At 60.5% G+C, this 22,455-nt stretch carries 20 protein-coding genes; all 20 read right to left on the bottom strand.

Annotation, left to right across the window (positions count from 1 at the left end; genetic code table 11):
- Positions 1 to 66: 66 nt before the first annotated feature.
- The 20 genes from tatA to O9H32_RS18370 all read right to left on the bottom strand — a co-directional run bounded on the left by tatA (position 67) and on the right by O9H32_RS18370 (position 22,310).
- Entirely contained in the window at positions 67 to 264 is a 198-nt protein-coding gene (gene tatA / locus O9H32_RS18465; protein WP_269867602.1) for a twin-arginine translocase TatA/TatE family subunit, read from the bottom strand.
- 74 nt (positions 265 to 338) lie between these two features.
- Positions 339 to 1,010: a YdcF family protein gene (locus O9H32_RS18460; protein WP_269867601.1), complete on the bottom strand. Its 672-nt coding sequence runs from the start codon at positions 1,008 to 1,010 to the stop codon at positions 339 to 341.
- Positions 1,001 to 1,396, bottom strand: a complete 396-nt coding sequence (locus O9H32_RS18455) for a VOC family protein (protein ID WP_269867600.1) — start codon at positions 1,394 to 1,396, stop codon at positions 1,001 to 1,003. Before O9H32_RS18455 ends, O9H32_RS18460 begins: the two co-directional genes overlap by 10 nt.
- Before the next feature lie 69 nt (positions 1,397 to 1,465).
- Positions 1,466 to 2,152: an alpha/beta hydrolase gene (locus tag O9H32_RS18450; RefSeq protein WP_269867599.1), complete on the bottom strand. Its 687-nt coding sequence runs from the start codon at positions 2,150 to 2,152 to the stop codon at positions 1,466 to 1,468.
- Positions 2,153 to 2,298: 146 nt separating this feature from the next.
- The gene (locus O9H32_RS18445; protein ID WP_269867722.1) at positions 2,299 to 3,003 is read right to left on the bottom strand and encodes a peptidylprolyl isomerase; all 705 of its coding nucleotides are present in this window, start codon (positions 3,001 to 3,003) and stop codon (positions 2,299 to 2,301) included.
- A 143-nt stretch (positions 3,004 to 3,146) separates the two neighbouring features.
- The gene (locus O9H32_RS18440; protein ID WP_269867598.1) at positions 3,147 to 5,912 is read right to left on the bottom strand and encodes a transglycosylase domain-containing protein; all 2,766 of its coding nucleotides are present in this window, start codon (positions 5,910 to 5,912) and stop codon (positions 3,147 to 3,149) included.
- A 155-nt stretch (positions 5,913 to 6,067) separates the two neighbouring features.
- Entirely contained in the window at positions 6,068 to 6,310 is a 243-nt protein-coding gene (hfq, locus tag O9H32_RS18435; RefSeq protein WP_269867597.1) for an RNA chaperone Hfq, read from the bottom strand.
- Positions 6,311 to 6,334: 24 nt separating this feature from the next.
- A complete protein-coding gene (gene miaA, locus O9H32_RS18430) occupies positions 6,335 to 7,300 on the bottom strand; it encodes a tRNA (adenosine(37)-N6)-dimethylallyltransferase MiaA (protein WP_269867596.1) in 966 nt (321 codons plus the stop codon).
- Positions 7,297 to 8,070 (bottom strand): class I SAM-dependent methyltransferase, encoded by a 774-nt coding sequence (locus tag O9H32_RS18425; protein WP_269867595.1) that lies wholly within the window; start codon positions 8,068 to 8,070, stop codon positions 7,297 to 7,299. Before O9H32_RS18425 ends, miaA begins: the two co-directional genes overlap by 4 nt.
- Complete coding sequence (gene mutL / locus O9H32_RS18420) at positions 8,070 to 10,031, bottom strand: DNA mismatch repair endonuclease MutL (protein ID WP_269867594.1); 1,962 nt, start codon at positions 10,029 to 10,031, stop codon at positions 8,070 to 8,072. The genes O9H32_RS18425 and mutL overlap by 1 nt, the downstream gene beginning before the upstream one ends.
- A 74-nt stretch (positions 10,032 to 10,105) precedes the next feature.
- On the bottom strand, positions 10,106 to 11,554 hold the full coding sequence (locus O9H32_RS18415; RefSeq protein WP_269867593.1) for a S41 family peptidase: 1,449 nt from the start codon (positions 11,552 to 11,554) through the stop codon (positions 10,106 to 10,108).
- A 95-nt stretch (positions 11,555 to 11,649) separates the two neighbouring features.
- The gene (gene mutS / locus O9H32_RS18410) at positions 11,650 to 14,424 is read right to left on the bottom strand and encodes a DNA mismatch repair protein MutS (RefSeq protein ID WP_269867592.1); all 2,775 of its coding nucleotides are present in this window, start codon (positions 14,422 to 14,424) and stop codon (positions 11,650 to 11,652) included.
- 206 nt (positions 14,425 to 14,630) lie between these two features.
- Complete coding sequence (locus O9H32_RS18405; RefSeq protein WP_269867591.1) at positions 14,631 to 16,115, bottom strand: putative amidoligase domain-containing protein; 1,485 nt, start codon at positions 16,113 to 16,115, stop codon at positions 14,631 to 14,633.
- Positions 16,116 to 16,363: 248 nt separating this feature from the next.
- Positions 16,364 to 16,927, bottom strand: coding sequence for an outer spore coat protein CotE (locus O9H32_RS18400; RefSeq protein WP_269867590.1), 564 nt, complete (start codon positions 16,925 to 16,927; stop codon positions 16,364 to 16,366).
- 109 nt (positions 16,928 to 17,036) lie between these two features.
- Entirely contained in the window at positions 17,037 to 18,002 is a 966-nt protein-coding gene (locus tag O9H32_RS18395; protein ID WP_269867589.1) for an aromatic acid exporter family protein, read from the bottom strand.
- 129 nt (positions 18,003 to 18,131) lie between these two features.
- A complete protein-coding gene (locus tag O9H32_RS18390; protein WP_269867588.1) occupies positions 18,132 to 18,626 on the bottom strand; it encodes a hypothetical protein in 495 nt (164 codons plus the stop codon).
- 5 nt (positions 18,627 to 18,631) lie between these two features.
- Positions 18,632 to 19,408 carry a hypothetical protein gene (locus O9H32_RS18385; protein WP_269867587.1) on the bottom strand — a complete coding sequence of 259 codons (777 nt, stop codon included), beginning with the start codon at positions 19,406 to 19,408 and terminating at the stop codon, positions 18,632 to 18,634.
- A 117-nt stretch (positions 19,409 to 19,525) separates the two neighbouring features.
- The gene (locus O9H32_RS18380; protein WP_269867586.1) at positions 19,526 to 20,386 is read right to left on the bottom strand and encodes an ABC transporter permease; all 861 of its coding nucleotides are present in this window, start codon (positions 20,384 to 20,386) and stop codon (positions 19,526 to 19,528) included.
- A complete protein-coding gene (locus tag O9H32_RS18375) occupies positions 20,379 to 21,176 on the bottom strand; it encodes an ABC transporter ATP-binding protein (RefSeq protein WP_269867585.1) in 798 nt (265 codons plus the stop codon). The genes O9H32_RS18380 and O9H32_RS18375 overlap by 8 nt, the downstream gene beginning before the upstream one ends.
- 111 nt (positions 21,177 to 21,287) lie before the next feature.
- A complete protein-coding gene (locus tag O9H32_RS18370) occupies positions 21,288 to 22,310 on the bottom strand; it encodes an ABC transporter substrate-binding protein (RefSeq protein WP_269867721.1) in 1,023 nt (340 codons plus the stop codon).
- Positions 22,311 to 22,455 lie beyond the last annotated feature (145 nt).

Below are 22,455 nucleotides of genomic sequence, written 5' to 3'. Positions count from 1 at the left end.
TGAACAAAATGATCCATTCCGGGCGAGGTACGGATCCATTCTGTTACCATTCCTATTCTCACGGATTTACGATTTTTTCGTCTCGTCCGATTGGTTTTCCTGATCCTTGTCTCCCGACATCAGTCCCCGGGTCGAATCCTTGAATTCGCTGAGCGTACGTCCGAATGCCCTGCCGAGCTCCGGAAGCTTGGACGGTCCGAACATGATGAGCACGACGACCAGAATCAACAGGAGCCCGCCGATCCCGATATTGCCGAATGGCAATGTCCTCTCCTCCTTGTGAACATGATAGGTATGTACACCCATTATACCAGAGGCTCTATCCAAAAGATACGCAGTCAGCTCTTCGGCTGGATACCGAACAACAAGGCGATTTTGTCCCACTGCCATTTGGTCAACGCGAGCGTCTCCCGGCCCCGGTGCCACGACATCATGAGCACCCGGGAATCCATGGGGGAAACCGCAGGTTCCTCGTAATCCAGATACCGTGCCATATCCATTGCACGTACACCATGATATCGGTGGGTGATGATCACGGCCGATGTCCAGTGCCGCTCTTCCATCAACCGCTTGCTGTACAGCAAATTCTCGTAAGTGCTCCTCGCTTTATTCTCCAGAATGATCTGCCGTGATGGCACTCCCTTCGAGACGAGATAGTTGCGCATGCCCTCCGCTTCGGTCAGCTTGGATGCGGGAACGTCATACCCACCGCTTACGATGAGGTAAGGCACTCTGCCTGCCTTATACAGCTCCACGGCCCGGTCCAGCCGTTCCTTCAGCGCCGGACTCGGAGACTCCCCCCACAAGGACGCACCCAGTACGATCCCGACTTGTCCGCTTTCCTCCCCCGTCTCCGGCAGGGCTTCCATCCGGTACTGAATCCAGCCGGCCCAGAGTGCAGCTGCGAGGAGCAACAGTAAGCACCCACGGACGATCCGCTTCAAGATGCCGGTGATCTTCAATGATGTGCTCCTGCGAAGCGAACCCGCCGTCCCCTGTCTCAACTCCATGCTTTCATCCGCTCCTGCAGGCTTCCGGTGAACAATTCAAGCTGCGTTCCGTCCGGATCCAGGAAATTCACGCTGAAACCGCCGCCGCGTTCTATAGGTCCCCGTACGATAGGAACGCCCGCCCTGCGGAGTGTGTCCACCGCCTGAGGGAAGTCCGCCCCATCGATCGTGAAGGCGGCATGATCCATGCCATACGCCCCCGCATGGGGCATTCCCTCCTGAAGCGGACGCTCCACCAGGCAGATCCAGGCCGCGCCCCATGCCAGATAGGCATCCGTACGCCCCAGGTGGATCCGTTTCATGCCCAGTACATCTTCGTAGAACGGAAGCGACCTGGAGAGACTTTCGACCCGGATCGTCAAATGATTGAATCCTGTTACGTTCATGCTCCATGCCTCCGTCATCCCGTTCTGCACCCCAAGTTCTGCCGTCTTCTATGGTATCGGCTGGTGTCGTCAGCCCTGCAAAAACCTGCGCACGGCCGTGAACAGCTCCGGGGCATCCTGTTCCAGACAGATCAGATGGCGCGAATGGTCGAAATAGTGCAGTTCCCTCTCTCCCTTCAGCCGTTTATAAATATATTCCGCGCTTCGGGGATGTACGATCTGGTCGCGCCGCCCCTGAGCGATCAGTGTAGGCACCGTCACTCTCGGCAGCTCCTCCCGCTTGGTGAATCGGGCCAGCTTCATGAACTGCACGGCGGCCCGAAGCGGAGTGTTTTTGCCCCGCTTCAAGTAGTCCCAATCCCGCTGCCGCGCGCGCAGGGCGACGTCCTTCAAGAAGCGTACCGGACTGAGATAGACGGCGGCCGCGCTCAGCAGAACCAGACGCCGGACCGGATACCGGTTGGCGAGATACGCCGAGATCAGGCCTCCCATGGAGAAGCCGATGAGATCGACCGGCTCCCCGTCCGCTGTCAGTCTAGCCATCTCCTGCTCAGCCGACGCGATCCACTCCTGCCACGTTACAGTGCGAAGCCCTTCCAGCTGATCATCATGGCCCGGCAGCCTCAGCACATGGCACTCGCAGCCGTGCCGTTCGAGGTCATCCGCAAGCGGCTGCACCTCGTAGGGTCCCCCGGTGAAACCGTGGATGAGCAGACAACGCCGCCTAAGCGGGAACCCCCCGGCCTCCTGATCCATAGAACCCCTCACCTCTCCGCATCTCATTAGACGATATAGAACGCCGTCAGGTTCCCTCCGAAACATCCGGCTATACACCATTCCCCACTGCTGCGCAGGAAAAAGAAAAGCGCTGGGAAATTTCCTCCCCGCGCTGTCCCCTGCTGTTACTTCTCCGTAATATCGATCTTCGTGATCGTAACCTTCTCGGTAGGTTTGCTCGGCTTGCTCTCTCCGCCTGCAGCAACCGGCGTGTCGGCAATCTTCTGAATCGTCTCCATGCCTTCCACCACTTTGCCGAAAATGGTGTAATTCGGCTGCGAGTTCAGGCCTTTGCTGTCGTCGCCGGTGCAGATGAAGAACTGGCTGCCATTTGTGTTTTTGCCGGAGTTTGCCATGGCTATAATGCCCGGCTCGTATTTATATGGGGATTTGAGTTCGTCTTCGAATTTGTAACCGGGTCCGCCCATGCCTGTGCCCAGCGGGTCGCCGGTCTGCACCATGAACGACTTGATGATGCGGTGGAACGTGATATCGTTGTAGAAGCCTTCCCGGGCCAGGAACACGAAATTATTAACCGTCTTCGGCGCATCCTTGGCGAACAGTTCAATGGTAAAGGAACCCTTCGACGTGGTCACGGCCGCCGTGTACTTTTTGGACGCGTCAATCGTCATGGGAGGCGCTGCCGTATAAGTCTTGCGCGTCGTACCCTCCTTCTTGGTATCCGTTCCGCCTGTCGTCTGGGTCTGGCCTGCTGCTGCTCCGCCTTGGGCATTCTCGGCCGGCTTGGTGCCGCAGCCTGCCGCCAGAGCGGCTAGAAGAGCTGCCGCGCACAGCACGGAGGTGGTTCTGCTTACCTGTTTAGCGTTCATCACAATCCATTCACTCCATTACGTTACTTATTGGTGTGGAAGCCTGTCCCAATCCTGCAACCCTATTATACTACGTCCTGCGGCAAAATAAAAAAGAAGGAGACGGCAGGCCGTCCCCTTCTCTCTGCTGGCGGATGGCCTGCTCAAGTTCCGTCCGGCATCACGCTGTTCGGGGCTGGGTCTGTGGCTTCCGTTCCGGCGTCGGCAGGACTTGTGCCCGTGCCGCCGGTGCCGGTCTGAGCGGGTTCCTTGCCCGTGCCGGGCTGCGTCTTGCCAGTGCCAGCCCCGGACCCGGTAGTCCCGCCTGTACTGCTGTCTGCTCCGGTGCCCGTCGATGTGCCGGAGCTTCCGCTTCCCGTACCGCCCGTCGCTCCCGTCCCCGGCTTCGTGCCGGTGCCGCTCCCCGTGCCCGTATCTGTTGACGTACCGGTGCCCGGTTTGCCGGTTCCCGGCTTGCTGGTCCCCGGAGTCTGGGTTCCGCCCGTGCCCGGCTTGGTTGTGCCCGGCTTCTGTGTCCCCTCATCCTCCGTCCCCGGTTTCGCGGTTCCGTCCGGATTCTTCGGGTCCGTCTCATTTCCATCCGGTCCCGTTCCATCCGGATCGCTCTTATCGGGGTCTTTTCCGTTAGGCTCCTGGTTCGTCCCGTCTTTGGCCGGAATCGTGACCGAAGCTTCATTCGACTTGGCCCCCTGGGCCCCATTCTCCGGCTTCAAGGCGACGAGAATATACTGGTACGTCGCGCCGGGATTATAAGCGGACTGATCCTTGTAAGAGGTGGACTGCGTCGAGAACAGAGGCTCGGCAGGATAGTCCGCCATCGTATTGTCCTTGCGGAAAGCTTGATAAGTGACTCCTTCGCCGACACTGCTCCAGCTGAGATTCACGAAGCCCGTCTCCGGATTGACCTCCGCCTTGAGATCCGTAACCCCCTTCGGAGGCAGCTCTTCCTGAAGATCCGGCACGCCCGAAGGCTTCTTGAACTGCGTGACCGGGCGCTTCGCCAGCGCCTTCTGCATCACTTCCTTGAAGATGACGCCGGCACTGCCGCTGCTCATCGACACATAATGCTTCGTGTCCGTCTTGTCGAAGCCCATCCAGACCGCTCCCGTCCACTCCGGCGTGTAGCCGACGAACCAGAGGTCGCGGTTGTACTTCTCCAGCCCCTTGAGCTCCAGCTGCGTGGAGCCGGTCTTGCCGGCCACGGGTCGCTCGAACTTGGCGGCGGCCCCTGTGCCTCCCGGCTCGACGACCGAGCGCATCATCTCGGTCATGTACCAGGCGGTCTTGGCGCTCATGACGGTTTTGGACTGATCCTTATACTCGTTAACCGAACCATCTTTCTCTTCAATCTTCGTGATGGCATGGGCTGTGTGCAGTGTTCCTGCATTGGCAAAGGCGCTGTAGGCCTGGGCCATCTGCAGCGGGGTCGTTCCTTTCGTAAGGCCCCCCAAGGCAATAGCCAGGTTCCGGTCTTGATCGTCGAGCGTAATGCCGAGCTTGGCGACGAATTTGGTCGCATTCGATACGCCGATCTCCTTCAGCGTATTGATCGCCGGCATGTTGATCGATTTCTTGACGGCTTCGGTCATCGTCACCTGGCCTCGGTACACCCCGTCGTAGTTCCGCGGACTGTATCCGCCAGGGTACGTTTCTTTCTCGTCCTTCAGCATGCTGTAAGGCGTATACTTGCCCGTCTCGATGGCCGGAGCGTACGCGATCAGCGGCTTGAAGGACGATCCCGGCTGCCTCGGGGCCGACGTGGCCCGGTTGAGACCTCCGCGGACATAATCACGCCCGCCGACCATGGCCACAATCCCTCCGTCTTTGTTGTCGAGGATCACCATGGAGCTCTGCATGATCTGGGCGTCGCCGCTCTTCTGGAAGAACTTCGCGTTCGCGTAGGTCTGGTCCATGATCTGCTGCGCATCCGAGTCCAGCGTGGTATAGATCTTGAGGCCGCCCCGGTTGATCTCATCCTCAGAGAGTCCGAAATTGACCTGCGCTTCTTTCATAACGTAATCGATGAATGCCTGATTGCGGCCGTTCGCACCGGCTGCTTTGGGAGGCGGGTCATAATCCCTTGCAGCCGCCTCCGCACGCTGGGCTTCCGTAATGTAGCCCTGCTCCTGCATCAGCTTCAGCACGACTCCGCGCCGTTCCTTGGATCTCTCGGGGTCTTTTATCGGATTGTACTGGCTCGGCGCTTTAGGAATCGCTGCCAGGGTAGCGATTTCCCAGAGGTCCAGCCCGCTCAGATCTTTATTAAAATAAACCTTCGATGCCGCTTTGACTCCGTAAGCCTGATTACCGAAGAAGATGTAGTTCAAATACATCGTCAAGATTTCATCCTTGGTCTTGTTCTGTTCCAGCGCTACCGCTATGGACATTTCGGTCGCTTTGCGGAAGAACGTTTTGTCCGCGTTCAAGAACACATTTTTTGCGAGCTGCTGGGTGATCGTGCTGCCGCCCTCAACCATACTGCGGGCCACAACGTCCTTGACCAGCGCCCGGCCGATCCCTAGGAAGTCAACGCCTGTGTGATCCTCGAAGCGTTTGTCCTCCGTCGCAATGAACGCCTGCTTCATGAGCGGAGGGACTTCGCTCGGCTCGACATTGATCCGGTTTTCGACTTTCAGCACACCGATTTCATTCTTTTTCGCGTCATAGATCATAGAAGCTTCGCTGAAATCGAGCTTGCCGATGTTCTGCTGCAGAATTTTGTTCCCGTTGAGAATAACGAAAATATAGACGCCCATCGCGCTGACCGCCGCCAGAGCAGCCGCTGCGAGCATCCAAAAGATGACTTTTCCGGCGGAAAAGCCCTGCTTCTTCCTCTTCTTCGCTGCTCCGGCCGCCGGTTTCTTCTCCGCCGCGGGTCTCCTTGGTGTCTTGCTGCCTGAATCCGCCATGCACCGACTTCCTTTCTATTAAACAAAGAACAACCCAAGACAGGCAGGGTTGCTCACTTTAGGATTGTATTCTGTTAGACGTTCGGGAGGACCAAAATGTTGCGGTTGCTGTCTTTCGGCTGTTCACCCCACCGTTAACTGTGGTACTGCCTGGATTACTCGGCCGCGTTCTCCGGCTGAGGCATCAGAGAAACAGAGCGCTGCGGCGTGAAGGTCGAGATGGCATGCTTGTAAACCATCTGCTGGCGTCCCTCACTGTCGATGATAATAGTGAAGTTGTCGAATGCGCGAATCACCCCGCGGATTTGAAACCCGTTGGTCAAATAGACGGTGACCGGGATGTTTTCCTTGCGCAGTTGATTTAGAAACGTGTCCTGAATGTTGATCGACTTGTTCATCAAGGGGCCCCCTCAAAAAAATAGTTAACGGTCTAGTGTTAGCTTAGCTGATATTATATCACGAATCTTGTCCAGGTGGGTAGAAAATTCTGCCAAATTGCTCACATCCACCCATGCAATATCCTTCATATGTCGGAACCAGGACAGCTGACGTTTGGCGAAGCGGCGCGTATCCCGCTTGAGCAGTTCAACCGCTTCCTCAAGCGAATAACGGCCTTGAAGATGGCCGACGATTTCCTTATAGCCGAGCGCCTGCATGGACACTACAGCCCCGTCGTACCCGCGCTCCAGCAGTCCGCGCACCTCTTCAAGCAGACCCTGCCGCATCATGGTATCGATTCGTTCTTCAATACGTTTATATAGTAAAGCTCTATCCATTGTCAACCCGATGATGCACAATTCGTATGGGGACTCCCGGTGCCGCTGGGCCCCCAGCTGGTCGGACCAGCGTTCGCCGGTCACATGGAAAATCTCCAGGGCCCGGATGACGCGCCGCACATCATTGGCATGAAGCCGGTCGGCGGAGGCCGGGTCGACGGCACGCAGCCGCTCGTGAAGCGCTTCGGGGCCGTATGTATCCGCATAAGCCTGCTGCTCCTCCCGGAACGCTTCGTCGGAGCCGCTCTCGCTGAATCGGTAGTCATAGCATACGGATTCTACATAGAGGCCGGTCCCCCCGACGATGAACGGCAGCCGTCCCCGGCCGCTGATCTCCTCGATCAGCGCCGTACTGCGCTCCTGGAATTCCGCGACGGAGAAGGGGTGGTCCGGATCATGAATATCGATCATATGATGGGGCACCAGCGCGAGTTCCTCGGCGGATGCCTTGGCCGTGCCGATGTCCATTCCGCGGTATACCTGCATGGAGTCGCCCGAGATGATCTCTGCGTTGTATTCCTTGGCAAGCGTCAGGCTGAGCTTCGTCTTGCCGACCGCGGTCGGGCCGACGAGTACCAGCAGCTGCCGCTTGCGTTGAGACGTATCCTTCACTTGCGTATCACTCCATAAGCAATTTTGGTGGACGAACGGTGAACCTCGCTGAAGCCGAGGCGGTCGAACTCCCCGCTATCCCGGTGCTCCTTCAGAACAACGGTCCGGCGGGCCGCCTGCACGGCCAGCCGGACCGCTTCTTCAGACAGCGCCCGGTCGTCCGCCAGGCCCCGGATCGCCTTGATTGAGGACGATTCCGTAATGGGCTTTCGGAACATCGGGTCGAAGTAGACGATATCCACGCTCTCTGGCGTAAGCCCCCGGAGGAAGGTCAAGTGATCTTCTCCCCGCACCTCGATCCGCCGCATGCTTTCATTAAGACCAGGCACATCGGAATGGTAGGTCTTGAGCCCTTGCTTGAGCAGAAAACAAGGGATGCGCGCGCTCTCCAGCGCCGTAACCCGGCCTGCGGCACCCGCCCCGTAGGAGAAGACTAGCGCGTCCGAGCCGAGTCCGGCCGTACAGTCGACGATCACGTCGCCAGGCCGGACTCCGGCGATGTTCAGCAGGCTGTCCGGCTCACCCTTGATCAGCCGCTTGATACGGACCGCAGCCGTGCTCGGATGGAAGAACAGCGGCTGCCGCAGTTCGTGATGGTACTCGATGCGCTCCTTCGAGATCAGGAGAATATCCTCGTCGCCGAACCGGGTGCGCAGCTGTGCCAGCGTCATCTGGCGGCGGTCGATCGGCCGTCCGCCGAGCTCGGCCGCCAGGCGCCGCGCCTCCTCGCGCTGGGAGAGATTCGGGTCGTAGGAAGTCGTGACGAACATTACATCACCCTTTTGAACATTTTCTCTAATTCGTAAGTGGAGAAGCTCACCACAATCGGCCGTCCATGAGGACAAGTATACGGATTACGGCAGGCGGCCAGACGGTCGAGCAGCACTTCGATCTCCAGCGTTCCCATGCTCTGGTTTGCTTTGATCGACGCCTTGCAGGAACACATGATCGCCGCTTTCTCGCGGAATTTGGCCAGGTCTATTCCCTTTTTCTCCTGCAGCAGCCAGTCGATCATCTCCTCGACGAGCTCCTGCTCTTCCCCCTTGGGAAGCCAGTGGGGGTAGGCCCGCACGAGGAACGACGTGCCGCCGAACGGCTCAAGGTACACTCCGGCCTGTTCGAGCTGCGGCAGTTTCTCCGCGAGGCGCAGCGCCTCGACCGAAGTGTATTCGAGCGTCATCGGGACCAGCAGCTCCTGGCTGGCTTCGGCCGGCCGGCCGAACAGGTCAAAGTAATGCTCGTAGTTGATCCGCTCATGCGCCGCGTGCTGGTCGACGAGGAAGAGTCCCTCCTCGTTCTGCGCGACGATATACGTGCCGTGCAATTGCCCGATCGGCGTCAGCTTCGGGAACGCCGGCAGCGCGGGAGGCGCGGCCGACTCCGTCTGCGCCAGCGCGCGCAGCAGCGCCCCGCTGGCGGCCGCGGTCTCGCGGGCTTCGCCGGGGCGCTGCTGCGGCGCAGGCCGCTCTCCGTAGGCCGCGGCGGACTCGCGCACGCGCGGTGCGGCGGCTGCGGTGCCGTCCGCCCGCGGGGACGGCGCCCAAGGCGCCGGCTCCGCCGCGCTGCGGGCCGTGCTCCAGGCGCTGCCGCCCGGCGCGGGTCCTTCGCTGCGCGGCCCCGCTGGCGGAGCGGCCGCCGGCTCAGCCGCCGCGGCAGCCTGCGGCCGCTGGAGCTCGAGCTGCTCCTGCACGAGCTGCTCGCGCACCCGGGCCGGCGCCGGAGCTCCGCCCTGCGGGATGAGCCGCTGGCGGCCGAGCGTCTCGCGCACGGCATGCTCGATGAGCGCCATGAGCTCGGGCTCCTTGCTGAAGCGCACTTCCAGCTTCGCGGGATGCACATTGACATCGACCAAGGTCGGGTCCATCGTGAGGTGCAGCACCGCCACCGGGAAGCGCCCGATCGGCAGCAGCGTATGGTAGCCCTGCAGCAGCGCCTGGTTGACCGGGAAGCTGCGGATATAGCGGCCGTTGATGACCGTAGTGATCCCGCCGCGGTTCGCCCGCGTCAGCTCGGGCTTCGAGATCAACCCTTCGAGCTTGTAATCCAGCGTCTCCCCTTCGATCTTCAGCATGGTTTTCGCCAGGGAGGAGCCGTAGACCGCGGCCACGGACTGCAGCAGATCCCCGCTGCCCAGCGTCTGCAGCAGCGTGTGGCCGTTATGCTTCAGCGTGAAGGCGATCTCCGGATACGCCAAGGCAAGACGGTACATGTAGTCTGTGACATGCCCGAGCTCCGTTTGAACCGTCTTCATATATTTTAGACGCGCCGGCGTGTTGTAAAACAGCTCGCGCACCGATAAATCCGTGCCTCTAGGCGCCGCGGCGTCTTCTTTGACGCGCACAGTCCCTCCTTCAATCCTCAGACGTGTGCCGAGTCCCGTGCTGCCCGGTGAAGTGAGACACTCCACTTTGCTCACAGCTGCTATACTCGGAAGCGCCTCGCCCCGGAAGCCGAGCGTGCGGATGCTGAACAAATCCTGCGCCGTCGCGATCTTGCTCGTGGCATGCCGGAAGAAAGCCGCTTCGACATCGTCCGCATCCATGCCGCCGCCGTCATCCGCAACCCGGATGAGGTGCAGGCCGCCTTCTTCGATCGACACATCCACCCGCGTACTTCCGGCGTCGACCGCATTCTCCACGAGCTCTTTGACGACCGAGGAGGGACGCTCGACCACCTCGCCCGCGGCGATCTGGTTGGCGATATGTTCATCCAATATCGTTATTTTTCCCATAAGGGCCCTGCACTCCTTACCCGTGATGGCATAGGCACGGCCGCCGCGGGGTCTCCTGCAGCGGCCGCTGCCCTCTACTGTGCGGCACCGATCGTAAGCTTACGGCCGTCGTCATTCCACTGAAGCGCGCTTGCCAAGGCATCCTTCGACACACCGTTCAATGAGACGAAGCCGGTTCCGTCCTTGAGCAGGAAGCCGCCTTCGGCAGGCGTGTGCGTGCTCTTCCCGTCGGCCGATACGAGCACGATCGAACGCGAAGCTTCGTTCCACTGGACAGTCGCGCCGAGATACGCGGCAAGCGCGCGGGCCGGCACATAGGTCTGGCCGTTCTCCCGCACGACGGGAAGCGAATCCTGCACCATCACGCCGCCCACCGTCGTGATTCGGGGATCCGCCGTGATGGCTGGCGCCTCGGCACCGGCCAGACGGAGCGCCGTGACCAGCTGGGCAAAGCCGCCTTCCACGGCCACATCGGGATCCAGCCCGACGTGATTCACTTTGCGCATCTTCGGCGTAAGATACTCTTCGATCGTCACCTTCAGGGCTCCGCCGCTTTTGAGTTCGAATACATTCTGCACGCTGCCCTTGCCGTACGTATGGGCCCCTATCACGTGCACGGCAGCGCCGTAATCCTGCAGTGCGCCGGTCAGCACTTCAGAGGCCGAGGCGCTGTTCTCGTTGACGAGCACATAGAGCGGGAAGGATTGCGTCGTACCGCCGGAGAACGCCACCGGCTCATCTACCCGGTTGCGGTCCAGCGTATGGATCAGCGTCCCCTCCTTCACGAACTGGCGGATCATGCCCTTGGCCGACTCCAGCAGACCGCCGGGATTATCCCGAAGGTCCAGGACCAGCGAGCGGATTCCCTGGTTCTTCAGTGCGGCAAGCTCCTTCTCCAGCAGCTCGTCGGCATCGCTGGAGAAACTCGTCACTTGGAGGTATCCGGTCTGGCCGGGGAAGATCCGGCTGACCACCGTAGGGATCTGCACCTGCTTGCGTGCCACCTTGAATTCCAATGGTTCGCTGCCGCGCTGCACGCCGACGGTCACCTCAGTGCCCGGCTCACCTGCAATCAGTCGCGCGATGTCGCCGGTCTTCTTCCCGGCGGCGGAGGTGCCCCCGACGCTTACGATCAGATCGCCTGCAGCGAGCCCTGCTTCCTTCGCCGGAGAACCTTCGAACACTTCGGCGATGTATACGCCCTGCTCCTCAAGCCCGATCCTTACCCCGATGCCCACGTACTGGTTCTCGACCGCAGCTTCGAACTGCTTGAGCTCTTCAGGTGTAAAATACTGCGTATAAGGGTCTTTCAGCGCCTCCACCATCGCAGCGACCGCGGCATCCGAAAGGGTGTCCGGCGCCGGAGCGCTGACGTGCTTTTGCTGCAGCAGCTCCATAACCTCCTGCACCCGGTCACCGGACGCGGCTGCACGCAGGGGAGACGCCGCAGGAAACAGCAGCGTCATCGACAGCAGGGCAGCCGCCGTACCGCGCCGCATCTTGGTTGTAGTCTTGCGTGTCATAAGCTCGGTTCCTCTTCTCTCTATCGTAGTGGGTTCTCTACTCTCTCTAGGGGCCAAAGCCCACGATACGGTGCTTTGACATTCACTGCAATCTATTACGGTACCAGCTTCTTCAGTTCATAGAGCACATTCATCGCCGCCATCGGCGTCATGTTCATAAGATCCAGCGAGCGCAGCTGCTCCAGGACTTTCTCCTGCTTCGCATCCTTCTTCGCCAGACGGCCGCGCTTCTCTTCGGACTCCGCGCCGAACAAGCTCAGCTGCTCAATCCCTCCGGCTTCATAAGCGGGAGAAGCCGGTGCTTCCTTGACCGCTGCAATACTCACGGCCTTCCCCGTGCTTGCCGCTCCTTCGGCGCTTGCGGCCGTCTCGGCTGCTGCGGTGGCAGCGGCATCCGGCCACGCGGCTGCGGCAGTCTGCACCAGGCCGGAATCCATCGCAGCGGAACCTACCCGCTCCTGCAGCTCACCCGAGCGCTCTTCGAACGCATGCAGCAGCTCGTAGGACCTGCCGATGATGCTTTCGGGCAGACCCGCGATCTGAGCGCAGTAGATGCCATACGAGGTGCTGGCCGCACCGCGCACGAGCTTGCGCAGGAACGTCACCTGCTGGCCGCTCTCCTTCACGGCCATACAGTAGTTGCGGAGATCCTTCAGGCTCTCCTCCAGGTGGGCGAGCTCATGGAAGTGCGTGGATACGAGCGTCTTGCAGCCGATGCGGTCGTGCAGGTACTCGATGACCGCCTGGGCGATCGCCATCCCTTCGCCGGTGGACGTGCCGCGGCCTAGCTCATCGATGATGACGAGCGACTTCGGCGTCGCCTTCTCCGTCATAACCTGTATGTCCATCATCTCAACCATGAACGTGCTCTGGCCGCCGATGAGGTCGTCCGCCGCGCCGATCCGGGTGAAGATCCGGTCGGTGACCGGCACCTTGGCCTTCTTGGCCGGAACGAAGCAGCCGATCTGCGCCATGAGGCAGATCATGGCCACCTGGCGCATGTACGTGCTCTTCCCCGCCATGTTCGGACCGGTGATGAGCATCGTGCTGCCCTCTTCCTTGGAGAGCATGGTATCGTTGACGATGAACACGCCGTCTTCGAGCACCGCCTCCACCACCGGATGACGGCCTTCTTCGATCATGAGCGGATAGAACTCCCCTACCTCCGGGCGGACGAACCGGTTCGCCGCGCTGACCTGCGCGATCGACTGGAACACGTCGGCCGTCGCAATGAGCTCCGCCAGCCCCTGGAGTCTCGAGATGTGCTCTGCCACCCGATCCCGCAGCTCCAGGAACAGGCCGTACTCCAGATCGACCATGCCTTCCTGGGCTTCGAGGATGAGTGCTTCCTTCTCCTTCAGCTCCGGCGTAACGAAGCGCTCCGCATTCGCCAGCGTCTGCTTGCGCTCGTAGCGCCCTTCTTCGAGTGAGCCGAGATTCGCCTTCGAGATCTCGATGAAATACCCGAACACCTTGTTGTAGCCGATCTTCAGCGACCGGATGCCGGTCCGCTCCCGCTCCTGACGCTCGAGCTCGGCAAGCCACTGCTTGCCGTTCGTGCTCGCTTCGCGCAGTTCGTCGAGGCGCGGGCTGAGGCCCGGCCGGATCATGCCGCCGTCGCGGATCGAAACCGGAGGCTCGTCCACCACCGCTTCCTCGATAAGGCTCATGACGTCGCCGCATGGATCCATCCGCTCGGCCAGTTCCTGGAGGGCCAGCGAGCCGCTGCCCGCGAGCAGCTCCCGCAGCTGCGGCACCTGCATCAGCGACAGCTTCAGCGCCACCAGATCCCGGGCGTTCGCGCTGCCGTAAGCGATGCGGGCCGTGAGCCGCTCGAGGTCATATACCTCGCGCAGCGCCCCCTTCAGCTCGTCCCGCAGGATGAGCTGGTGGTACAGCCGCTCCACGGCTTCTAGCCGGGCGTCGATCGCCGCCGCATTCATCAGCGGCTTCTCGATCCAGCGCCGCAGCAGGCGTCCGCCCATAGCCGTGACGGTCTTGTCCAGCAGCCAGAGCAGCGTGCCCTTCTTGCTCCGGTCCCTTACGGTTTCCACGAGTTCCAAGTTGCGCCGCGTGAACGGATCCATCACCATATACTGGCTCGGCTCGTAGATCCGGATATGTTTGATATGTCCGAGGGAGCGCTTCTGCGTCTCCTGCAGATAACCCATGAGCAGCGCTACAGCCTCCCGGCCACCCTGCGGCAGGGCGGCAAGCTGCGATTCGCTGAAGTGCCCTTCGGGCGACAGGCCGCTTGAAACGGCGAGAGGCTCCCGGGTTGTGAGCACGGAAGTCGTCAGCCAAGCCGCCGCAGCGCCCCGGATGCGCTCCAGGAGCGGGCCGGCGCCTAGAAGCTCTGACGGGCTGTAGGCGTTGAGTTCGTCGAGCAGCAGCTCGAACGAACCATCCGACCGCGTCACATAGAATTCGCCCGTCGAGATGTCGCAAGCCGCGAGCGCGTAGCCCCCGCCGGCTCCCGTGACCGAGACGATATAATTGTTGGCCGTTTCGCTGAGGGATCTGGCATCCATCACCGTTCCCGGCGTCACGATCCGGACAATCTCCCGGCGCACGACACCCTTGGCGTCCGCCGGATCCTCCACCTGTTCGCATACGGCGACTTTGAACCCCTTCTCTACCAATCTTGCAATATAGTTCTCCGCGGAATGGTAGGGAACCCCGCACATCGGGATGCGCGCGCCCCCGCCGCCTTCCCGCCCGGTCAGCGTAATCTCAAGCTCACGGGAGGCATTCACCGCATCTTCGAAAAACATTTCATAGAAATCGCCCAAACGGAAAAACAAAAAAGCGTCCGGCACCTCCGCCTTCACGGCGAGGTACTGTTCGATCATCGGCGTATATTTGGCCATGCCTTACTCTAACCCCCAACCCTTGCTCTCCTGACATCATGGCGGCATGCCCCGCCGCGCCGCAGCACGGGTCAACGCCTTAGCCCACGCCTCATGCAGCAAGGCGCGTGGACTAAGGCCCGTTCTCCGCTGCCGCTATGGCCCCGGCAGGATATGCCCTATTCATTCTTTCATTATACCATGAATCGCCGGGGAACACTCAACCGTCAGGAGTACGGTCGTATTTTCCACTTCGTACGTATATCCTCCCGCTCGTTCCATGGCCGCATCTGCACCATCATCCGCCGCAGAGGCAGCAGATAGCTCTCCAGCTTGGCATAGCCGGGCAGCCGCTCCAGATCCCGCCACAGCGCGGGCAGCAGCGGACGGATCCGGGCCTTATCCCCCCGGTAGTAGGCCCTCGCCACTTCCGGATCGGACAGCGGCCGCTGCCGCAGCTGCGCATAATGCTCGGCGGCCAGCTTGGCCAGCGCCAGCACGCCCTTGGCGACGGCCGGCGACACCATCCAGCTCGGCAGGACGCGGTACTCGAAGCCCCCGTGCCGCTGCCGCCGAAAATCGCCGAGGAACCCGTATTGGGGCTTGCGGCCCCCGGTCGTATCGTCTTCGATGAGCGTAAGCGGAAGCGCCAGGTAATTGTCGAGCACGCGCAGCAGCCGGCTCTCGAGCTCCACGCGGGAGAAGTGGATATGCCCGCCGAGGGGGAATCCCCTCACCGGCATCCCCCCGGCCACCCAGACCAGCTCTTCTTCGGTGATGATCCGTGCAGCGAGCTGCAGGGTCCGGTGCAGCTGGACGATGAGCTCGCGCACCTCCGTGCTCGGCCGCGGCCGCAGCTCAGCCAGAGGGTACACCTTGCGGCGGCTCGGAAGGACGATCGCGTCGCAGCCGACGGGACCGTCCTTCTCCATGAACGCCGAAGCGAACCGGACTTTGCCCCGCTCATTGAGCAGCAAAAACTCGGGATCCGCACCGAGCATCACTTCCAGCCTGGCCGCTGCCGACCGCTCTTCAAGCCGGGTTCCGTAACGGTTCATGGCACCGGCGAAGAGCTCCGCCAGCCGCGGGGTCAACCCCGGCACCGCCTCGACGCGCCGGACGGCCAGCGTCCCTCCCGTACGGACGCCGATCCGGACGACCCCGTAATCGAGCCCCAGCGCATATACCGCCTTAACGGCTTCCCTAAGCGCCTTCGATCCATAGTAAGTAGGCAGATCCAAGCCTACTTCTTCATATCCGCGTACCTCCGCCCCCTCCGGCAGACGCACACCGGCCGGGGCTCGTCCCCCATAGAAGACGCCGGGAGCCCGGTGGAACAGGGTTAACGCTTCCAAATGGAAGACGGGGACGAGAAAGTCATGAATCCACGCCTGCCGATCTCCGCCTTCGTCCCGTTCCCGTCCCTTCCCTCCGCGTCTGTCCGCCTTCTCCGCTCCGTTCTCGCCCAGCGCGCTGTCCAGCCCGTGGAGCTTCAGCGTCTCCCCCGCCCGCTGGGGGCTTGCGGCCAGCACCACCGCTCTGACCGGCTGCAGCACGTCCGCTCCTCCCCGGTCCGGATGGTAGCTGCCCCAGTGGATGACGAAATGCCGGCCGGCTTCTTCCGGCTCCAGCGCCGTGCCGTGCGGGATCGTCAGCCGCTCCAGCAGCGGCCGTAGTCTCTCTTCTCCCGAATGCAGCAGAAAGGCCCGCATACTCCGATTCCTCCCCAGGCCTGCAGACTGCCGGAATGCCCTTGGTGGCTCACCGCATTCCGGCAGAGAGGCCCATTTGCTCTGCGGACAACCGTACGCAAGTCAAACGGCTTCGCCGTCCTTTAAGGGGCGACGCGCGTTTAGTAGAAGGTGAGATATAAGTTCTTATATTTGAACAAAAAAGAGGGCGAATGCCCTCTGCCAAAAAACCGCCGCCAGTCATATACTGGAAGCAAAAGAATGCAGCTTTAGTTGAGTTCTTCATCCAGTAGATCCGGATCGAGATCTTCGTAATCCCCGTCGTCTCCGCCAAAGTCGACGTGTTTGTCATCATAGTCGTCGCAGCCGCTGCCGCATACGACGACGCAGACCTTCGTCTCGGCCAGCATCTCGACCTTGAACTCGCGCTCCACGCGGATCAGTACCGAAGATCCGCTGGAGGAGATGCTGGCCTCCACGCAGTTGGGTTCCTGGGTAGCGACGGCCGACACTTCGGCAGTGCCCGGCTTATGTTTCTTGTCGAGATAGTGCAGGGGCACGATCTCGGCGTAAGAAACCGTTTCTTTCGCAACATCCGTTTTGGTATTCCGGTCATAGGAATACCAAATATTGATGTCGTAAGTACCTACCACTTCCACGTGCTCCCCCGATTTGACCGCATCGTATTGGTTGTTGATGATCCAAGCACCCAATATACTTGTCGGAGCGTAAGGCGGAGTGACCGTGTTCGTTACCTGCGAGAATTTGCGACCTTTGCCACAGACAGCCTTCGTATAGATCTCTCTGCACTGCAAATCTTTATCTAATGACATCCTTCTAACCTCCTCCATACAATCATTCCTTACATTTGTATGCAGGACATTCGTCTAGTGTGAACACTTTTTTTATATAACGAGGTACCCTTTTTTGATATTTGAAGAATTAAGCCCCCTGCCTGTCCCGTTCGATGGGACGCTTCTCCCTCTTCGCCACGTCCAAGTAAGCCTTGAGCTCCTCCACGAGCTGCAGCAGCGCGGCGCGGATCTCAAACTCTTCCCGCGTCTGCGGAAGCGGCATGAACCTGTACTGCTCCTGAAGCTCCTCGAGCTTTTTCTCCCCGCGCCCCGTATAATGTGGGACTTTCACGTCTTCCTGGAGTTCATCGAACACGGAGGCAAGCAGTTCGCCGTGCGGCAGCGCCTGGTAGACACGGGCGACAAGCCGGGCCATGCGCGAGATGGCCAGCAGCTGAGTGTCGCGCATATAGAAGTAAACAGTCCATGCCGGTCCTCCGCTGACGATGCTGTTCTCGTCGGTTCGTTCCGCCGTCCGGATCGCTTCTCTCAGCGTATCCTCCGCCTCGAGCAGTTCGGCTCCGCTCCATACATAAGCGTTATTTCTCAGATGTAGCGAGATTTCAAGAAAGATTCGAGAGAACAGCTCTTCTACCTTTAGCCGGTAGAGCTGGAGGTTCTTGTTCTCCTTCGGCATATAGAGCATATTGATGACCGTGGCGGTCCCGAGACCGATGACGAGCAGCGCAATCTCGTTCAAGAGCAGATCCGTGCTCAGCGCGCCCGTGCCGTAGACATGCAGCATGACGACGGAAGAGGTGATAATCCCGTCCCGCAGCTCGAGCTGGGCCAGCACCGGGTACAGCACGAGCACGAAGACCCCGATGACCCATACGTGAAATCCAAGCGCCCAGAACAGCCCCGAAGCGAAGAACAGCCCGATCACGGAAGCCGCGATGCGCTGGAACGACGTGCGCAGTCCTTTTTTGATCGTTACATCCACACCCATAATGGCCAGCAATCCGGAAGACAGCGGGGAGGTGAGGCCCACGGCTAATGAAATATAAATGGCGGCGATCACCGCAATCGCGGTTTTCAGCACACGGATGCCCATAAGGCACTGCCTCCTTCCAAGATAAAATACGGGAACCTATGATAGCACACAGGTTGGCGTATAGCCATTGTACTCCTCTTCCCCTGCGGGGACAAACCGCCTCCCGGACGCCAAAAAAAGAAGAGCTTCTCAGCTCTCCTCTCCCAGAAGGTTCGCAGTGACGGCCGCTTCACCCCGCCCCAGCTTCGCCACCCCGATCGCACGATGGTCCCACAACAGCTGTTCGACCACGTCCGCTTTGTGGTCGGGGCAGAGGATAAGAAGGACGACCTCCGAAGTAATCTTTCTCTTCTCGAACCCTGTACGCTTCAAATAGATCCACTTCAGCAGGAATCCGATCCCGATCCCCGACAAGGCGCCGATAATCCCCCATATGATCGGTCCCCAATACAGCAGGTAGCCGTAGATGGAGCCGAAGAGCATGCCGCAGGTGCCAAGAATCGCCGCGGAGTCCATCATGGCAAAACCGTCGGAGCTGTGCAAGGTATCGAACAGCCGGCGCGGCTCCCTCCTCTGGTCTAGCGGCACGGCCATCAACCCGGGCTTGCCGATCCCTTCCATCTCCAGAGCGGTCAGCACCAGTTCCATCTGGATGCAGAGTTCGAAGGTAGCGAAGATATACACGACGTCTATCCCTCCTGAAGACGGGGCATGGGGAACCGGGTATCCTGGTAGTTCGTACGGAGGTGCCTCGACATCTCTTTCTCGAACAACTTGTTATACTCCACTGCGGATACGTAGGAATCGTAGAAGACGAAGCAATAGATGGACGGCAGATACAATGTCCACTGCATATTCAGCACCTCTTTGGCCCGCTGGAATTCGCCTGCCGCCGTATGGAGCATGGCCATGGGGATATGGGAGAAATACATGATGGCGATCGTCCAGCCGAACAGAAAAAAACCGGGCAGCACTTTATGGAGATAGAGGTGTCCAAGCCCTGGCGCGAGCAGGGACCAAGCCGAAGCAACCCAGGGGACCCGTTTGTTGAGATAGTTCAAGTCCCAGGTGGACATAGCAATCGGCTGGATCGGCGCGTCTTCGCGGTCCGCCAGTGTATAGAGATTGTTCATCTCGACGGCGGAGCGGTAGCTGTCCCAGATCCCGAACATATAGATCGCGACATAGATCATAAGCCAATTCGGATTGAGGATCTCCTTGGCCCTCCCGAACTGCCCCTGCAGCGAATACATGATACCCGTGTTGATCTGCGCCCGCGAATTGATGAAGATCTCCCAGGAGATCAGCGTGAACGCCTTCGCATACCGGTGCTGCAGCAGATGGCCGAATCCCGGGAACGAGAAAGAAAAGAAGGCGGGAATCCAGGGATTCTTCCGGTGCATCTGCGACGTATTGAACGGGGAGAGCAGCGCTCGGTATCGTCGGTAAGTCGGTGTCCGGGTCATAGGTACGCTCCCCTTGGCAGTAGTGGCACATCTTGGCGTTAGTGTTCACCATGCCTTCCCTGCTTTATACAAGGGAGCCCTCCCCCCCTGAGACCGGCCGGCTTCCCGGCCGTACGGTTACTTGCCCCTTCCGAGCAGCCTGCTCTCCGCATAAGCTACCAACTGATACATCACGGCGGCGGCCAAGGCAATGACGAACAGCGCGCCGATGACCAAGGTGAAATTGAAGACCTGGAAGCCGTAAATGATGAGATAGCCGAGTCCCGCCTTGCTGACAAGGAACTCGCCGACAATCACGCCGACCCATGCCAGGCCCACGTTCACCTTCAAGGTCGAAACGATGGAGGGATACGACGCGGGCAGCACTACCTTGCGAAACACGGTGGCCGTCGAGCCGCCGAAGATCCGAACGACCTTCACGAGATTCGGATCCACTTCCCGGAACGCGTTATAGACAACCAGTATCGTGATGATGACGGTCAGCGACAGGGTCGTCGCGATAATCGACAGCACACCCGGTCCCAGCGCAACGATAAACAGCGGTCCGAGCGCCACCTTCGGCAGGGAGTTCAGCACGACGATATAAGGGTCGAGTACCCGGGAGAGAAAGGGGGAGAACCAGATCAGGGCCGCCCCCGCCGTGCCAAGCAGCGTGCCGAGCAGGAACCCCACCACGGTTTCCCATACGGTCACCCAGGTGTGGCCGAGCAGGGTACCATCCATGAGCTTCTCCGAGAGCAGCCCGAGGATCCGGCTCGGCGAACTGAACAGCAGCCCGTCGATCCACTTCAGCCGCGCCGCCGCCTCCCACATCCCGAAGAACAGCACGAGCAGCGACAGCTGTGTCAGCCGGACGGACAACGTCAGCTTCCGCTGATCCTTCCGGTACGCCGAGTAGACCTCATCCGCCAGCGCAATCCGCCGGCTCTTTTCTTCCGCGGGGCCGCCCCCGCCGGAACTCCGGTCCGCATCAGACATGGGCCGCTCCCCCTCCTCTCTTCTCCATGCTCTCGAACAGCCCCCAGAGGCGGTGGAACAGCTCGTGGAAGCCTTCCGACTCTCTAGCCTTCAAGGGTGTTGTCTCCCTTATTGCCTCCGGCACGGCCAGATCCGCAAGCAGCCTCCCCGGATTCGGCTGCAGTACGATGACCCGGTCGCTCATCGCCACGGCCTCGGTGATATCGTGCGTCACGAGCACCGCCGTCTTGCCGCGCGACTTGAGCGTGCAGGCCACGAGTTCCTCGAGCTGCAGCTTCGTCTGGTAATCCAGCGCCGAGAACGGTTCGTCCAGCAGGAGTACATCGGGGTCGGTCGCCAGTGTGCGCACGAGGGCCACCCGCTGGCGCATGCCGCCGGACAGCTGATGGGGATAGCGGTGCGCCTGCCCTTCCAGCCCCATCTCGGCCAGAAGCTCGTCAACGTACTGCTGAGTCCGGCTGTCCAGACGCCCGAGGAGCTCCAGGCCGAGCGCCGCGTTCGCCCCGATCGTCCGCCACGGGAACAAATAATCCTGCTGCAGCATATAGCCGATCCGGGGCACGCCGCCCTGCCGCACGGGCTCGCCGAACACCTGCAGGCTGCCGGACGTCGGGGTAAGCAGTCCGCTGATCAGCGACAGGAGCGTCGTCTTGCCGCAGCCGCTCGGCCCGATCAAGGACACGAATTCGCCCTGCTCCACCGTGAAGCTCACCTCTTGAAGCGCAGGATAAGCTCCTCTGCCGTTCACATACACATGCGTAATTTCCTCCAGCTTTACCGCGCTTGCCATCGCAGTTCCTCCTTCTTCCCGGAGTTTACGCCGCCTTGCCGGCAGGAAGCGCCGGCCTCCGGCCCGAAGGCCGGGGACGGCCTGCAGGCAGAGAACCCGGCGCTCTCCCTCCTACTTCACTTCGGCTTTGGCTTTCTCCGCGAACCGGTTGTCAACGAGGCTTCCGTGCTCCACTCTCGCCTTCAACTCGCCGGCCGCCTCCATGACGTCCTGCAGGTTGTTCCACTCCTCCAGATCTACGATGCCGTCCGTCGCGAAGGATCCCTGCTCCTTATACCGCTTGACGACACTCTTGATAATCTCTTTGTCGGTATCCTGGAAGTACGAGGCGATGCTCTCCGTAATCTCGTCGACCGAGCTCCGGGCGACCCAGTTCTGCGCTTTCTGTACCGCATTGGCGAACTTCTGCACCGTCTCCGGGTTCTTGTCGATATAGCTTTTCTTGGTCATGAACACCGTGTAAGGCAGACGGCCGCTTTCCACGCCGAACGAGGCGATGACGTAGCCTTTACCCTGCTTCTCGAACATCGTCGCCTGCGGCTCGAAGAGCTGCACATAGTCCCCGGTTCCCGACACGAAGGCCGTTGGGATATTCGCGAACTCCACATTCTGGATGAGCTTCAAATCCTTCTGCGGCGTGATACCGTGCTTCTTCAGCGTGAATTCGCCGGCCATCTGCGGCATGCCGCCTTGGCGCTGGCCGAGGAATACGCTTCCCTTCAGCGCATTCCAATCAAAAACGCCCTCCGGCGGCTTGCGCGAGACGAGGAACGTGCCGTCCGTCTGCGTCAGCTGGGCGAAGTTCATGATTGGGTCACCGCTGCCCTGCTGGGCCACATAGATCGACGTCTCCGAGCCTACCAGTGCGACATCGATTCCGCCAGTGAGCAGCGCCGTCATCGTCTTATCGCCCCCGAACGTTGTCGTCAGCTCGATATCCAGCCCCTGTTCCTGGAAGAACCCCTGGCTCACCGCCACATATTCCGGCGCGTAGAAGATCGAACGGGTCACTTCGCCGATCCGCACTACCACATTCTTCTCCGCGGGCTTCGGCCCGCAGCCGGACAGCAGAACCGCCACCGTGAACCCGAGCGCCAGCAGCGCCGCCGTCCTTTGCTTCCACCTTGTAGTCATCATTGCCGTTCCCTTCCTGCCTGCTCCCTGAGCATTGGAGTTATGATCCCAGCATATGCATCCGCCCAGACGGAGGTGCATGCCGGACTCACCTTCTGCTTCCGGGAAGCACGCAGCAGCGGCAAAAGGCCCCCGCCTCACAAGG

This window comes from Paenibacillus caseinilyticus, from assembly GCF_027533645.1.
In the GTDB taxonomy this organism is placed as follows: domain Bacteria; phylum Bacillota; class Bacilli; order Paenibacillales; family NBRC-103111; genus Paenibacillus_G; species Paenibacillus_G caseinilyticus.
This window is presented reverse-complemented; position numbering and strand designations above follow the sequence as displayed.

Excerpts from the sequence above, each read along its gene's own strand:
- O9H32_RS18460 (WP_269867601.1), bottom strand. The coding sequence starts at position 1,010 with ATGGAGTTGAGACAGGGGACGGCGGGTTCGCTTCGCAGGAGCACATCA.
- O9H32_RS18455 (WP_269867600.1), bottom strand. The coding sequence starts at position 1,396 with ATGAACGTAACAGGATTCAATCATTTGACGATCCGGGTCGAAAGTCTC.
- O9H32_RS18450 (WP_269867599.1), bottom strand. The coding sequence starts at position 2,152 with ATGGATCAGGAGGCCGGGGGGTTCCCGCTTAGGCGGCGTTGTCTGCTC.
- O9H32_RS18445 (WP_269867722.1), bottom strand. The coding sequence starts at position 3,003 with ATGAACGCTAAACAGGTAAGCAGAACCACCTCCGTGCTGTGCGCGGCA.
- O9H32_RS18440 (WP_269867598.1), bottom strand. The coding sequence starts at position 5,912 with ATGGCGGATTCAGGCAGCAAGACACCAAGGAGACCCGCGGCGGAGAAG.
- hfq (WP_269867597.1), bottom strand. The coding sequence starts at position 6,310 with ATGAACAAGTCGATCAACATTCAGGACACGTTTCTAAATCAACTGCGC.
- O9H32_RS18425 (WP_269867595.1), bottom strand. The coding sequence starts at position 8,070 with ATGTTCGTCACGACTTCCTACGACCCGAATCTCTCCCAGCGCGAGGAG.
- mutL (WP_269867594.1), bottom strand. The coding sequence starts at position 10,031 with ATGGGAAAAATAACGATATTGGATGAACATATCGCCAACCAGATCGCC.
- O9H32_RS18415 (WP_269867593.1), bottom strand. The coding sequence starts at position 11,554 with ATGACACGCAAGACTACAACCAAGATGCGGCGCGGTACGGCGGCTGCC.
- mutS (WP_269867592.1), bottom strand. The coding sequence starts at position 14,424 with ATGGCCAAATATACGCCGATGATCGAACAGTACCTCGCCGTGAAGGCG.
- O9H32_RS18405 (WP_269867591.1), bottom strand. The coding sequence starts at position 16,115 with ATGCGGGCCTTTCTGCTGCATTCGGGAGAAGAGAGACTACGGCCGCTG.
- O9H32_RS18400 (WP_269867590.1), bottom strand. The coding sequence starts at position 16,927 with ATGTCATTAGATAAAGATTTGCAGTGCAGAGAGATCTATACGAAGGCT.
- O9H32_RS18395 (WP_269867589.1), bottom strand. The coding sequence starts at position 18,002 with ATGGGCATCCGTGTGCTGAAAACCGCGATTGCGGTGATCGCCGCCATT.
- O9H32_RS18385 (WP_269867587.1), bottom strand. The coding sequence starts at position 19,408 with ATGACCCGGACACCGACTTACCGACGATACCGAGCGCTGCTCTCCCCG.
- O9H32_RS18380 (WP_269867586.1), bottom strand. The coding sequence starts at position 20,386 with ATGTCTGATGCGGACCGGAGTTCCGGCGGGGGCGGCCCCGCGGAAGAA.
- O9H32_RS18375 (WP_269867585.1), bottom strand. The coding sequence starts at position 21,176 with ATGGCAAGCGCGGTAAAGCTGGAGGAAATTACGCATGTGTATGTGAAC.
- O9H32_RS18370 (WP_269867721.1), bottom strand. The coding sequence starts at position 22,310 with ATGACTACAAGGTGGAAGCAAAGGACGGCGGCGCTGCTGGCGCTCGGG.